Annotated in this window: 1 protein-coding gene; it reads right to left on the bottom strand. The window is 62.7% G+C overall.

Annotated features, from left to right (window positions below):
- The coding region (locus AAAB16_RS21000) for a hypothetical protein (protein ID WP_340665078.1) at positions 1-2,311 on the bottom strand (2,311 nt) is incomplete at both ends.

Below are 2,311 nucleotides of genomic sequence, written 5' to 3'. Positions count from 1 at the left end.
GTGTTGTAGCTGAAGCTGCCGTCGGCATTGGCGGTAACCAGTGCGCCGCTGGCCAGGGTGATGGCGCCATTGCTGATGGCTTGGCCATTCACTTGGGTGACCAGTAGGGCGTCACTGTCTGCGTCGGTGTCGTTGGCGGTCAGGTCTTTGCTGCCATCGGCGATGGTCAGGGTGCCGTTCTCGCTTACGGTGTAGGCGCTGTTGGCCGACGCCGGACCGCTGCCGGAGAGGCCAGTGAGGAAGTAGTCAGAGCCGTCGCCGGTACCGTTGACGGTATTCACCCCTTCAAAGCGGATGCTATCGAACACCAGGCTGCCGGTGTCGATGGTGAAGCCGCCGGCGCCGCCGCTGCTCAGTTTGAATTCGCCGCTGGCCACAACCGAGCCGTTGTACATCGCCACCCAACGACCGACTTCGCCGCCGGCTTCGTTGGCCACCAAGTGACTGACGTTGAATTCAGCGTGGTTGAGGTTGCCGTTAAAGCTGACCACCAGCGCTTCGGACTTGCCGGTAGCCGGGTCGTATTCCAACTGGTTGGCCACTGCGCCCGAAGCGCGCGGCGTACCGGCCACACCCAGGGTGTTGCTGTTGCTGTCGTCACTGCCGCTGTACAGCGTGCCGGCCGAACCATCGGCTTTGACCGCACTAACGGTAATGCCCAAGCCTTTGCTGTCCAGCGCGCCCCAGTTATTGCTGGTCAACGCGCCGGCTTTGTCGCCCAGGCTGACGGTATAAGCCGTGCCAGCCAGGTCGTCGATGGCGTCGGGGTTGGTATTGACCACTTGGGCGCTGTCGCTGCCCTGCGGCGAGACGTTGCCAGCCGCATCGCTTTGCGTGGCCGTGACACTGATGCTGGCGCCGGTAGCCGGTTTGGCTTCGGTAAAGGAAATAGTGCCGTTGCTGTAGGTGAAGCCAGTGGCTGGAGTGGTGGTACCAGCGTTGACCAGTACGCCATTACTCAGGGCCAGGTTGGCCGAATGCGTCACGCCGCCATTGTCGATGCTGAGGCTGACGGTGCCGCCTGCCACCAGGTCGGCGTTGTTGACCGCCACAGTGACCTGTACGCCGTCGCTGCCGACTTCGGCAGCCGTCAATTGCGCATTGTTGTTTGCGTCATCAACGATGGTGACCACCGGGGCGCTGGCCGCCGTGGTGTCGCCAACGGTGGCGCTGTCACTACCGGGTGCCGAGGTGTTGCCGGCAACGTCGGTGATAGTTGCCGACACGCTGATCGGCTGGCCATCGGCTGGGCGCGGATATGTCAGGGTCAGGCCGTTGGTTAGATCGGCTGCTACCACGCTATGCGCAGTAACGCTGCCGTCCGGGTTGGTGATGTTCAACGTATCGCCAACCACGGTGCCGGTCGGTACGGTGATCTTCACGGAAACGGTGGTCGATGCGCCCAGCTCGGTGTTGCTCAGGGTGCCGTCATCGTTAGTGTCAGTGCTGATCACCACAGTAGGCGCAGCAGTGGCAGTGGTGTCGCCAACGGTGGCGCTGTCGCTGCCCGGCAGCGAGGTATTGCCCGCAGCATCGGTGATGGTGGCCGAGACATTAATAGCGGCGCCATCAACCGGACGTGGGTAGGTCAACGTCACGCCATCGGTAAGGTCGGCCGCCACAACGGTGTGCGTGCTAACGCTGCCGTTGGGGTTGGTGATATTCAGCGTATCGCCAACTACGGTGCCGGTCGGCACGCTGATCTTCACGGTGACGGTGGTCGATGCGCCCAGCTCGGTATTGCTCAGGGTGCCGTCGTTGTTGGTATCAGTGCTGATCACCACGGTTGGCGCAGCGGTGGCGGTGGTGTCGCCAACGGTGGCGCTGTCGTTGCCAGGAGCGGAGGTATTGCCGGCGGCGTCAGTGATAGTCGCGGAAACGCTGATAGGCTGGCCATCGGCTGGGCGCGGGTAAGTCAGAGTTACGCCATCAGTCAGGTCACCAGCGACCACGGTGTGTGGAGTCACGCTGCCGTTTGGATTAGTGATATTCAGCGTATCGCCAACGGCGGTGCCGGTTGGCACGCTGATCTTCACAGTAACGGTGGTCGATGCGCCCAGCTCGGTGTTGCTCAGGGTGCCGTCATCGTTAGTGTCAGTGCTGATCACCACAGTAGGCGCAGCAGTGGCAGTGGTATCGCCAACGGTGGCGCTGTCGCTGCCCGGCAGCGAGGTATTGCCTGCGGCATCGGTGATGGTCGCGGAGACATTGATCGCGGTGCCGTCAGCCGGACGTGGGTAGGTCAGTTCAAGGCCATCGGTAAGGTCGGCCGCCACAACGGTGTGCGTGCTAACGCTGCCGTTGGGGTTGG

Origin of the sequence: Pseudomonas sp. (assembly GCF_037994325.1) — a bacterium.
Lineage (GTDB): Bacteria > Pseudomonadota > Gammaproteobacteria > Pseudomonadales > Pseudomonadaceae > Aquipseudomonas.
Note: the sequence above shows the minus strand (reverse complement) of the source record. Positions and strands in the feature narration are given on the sequence as shown.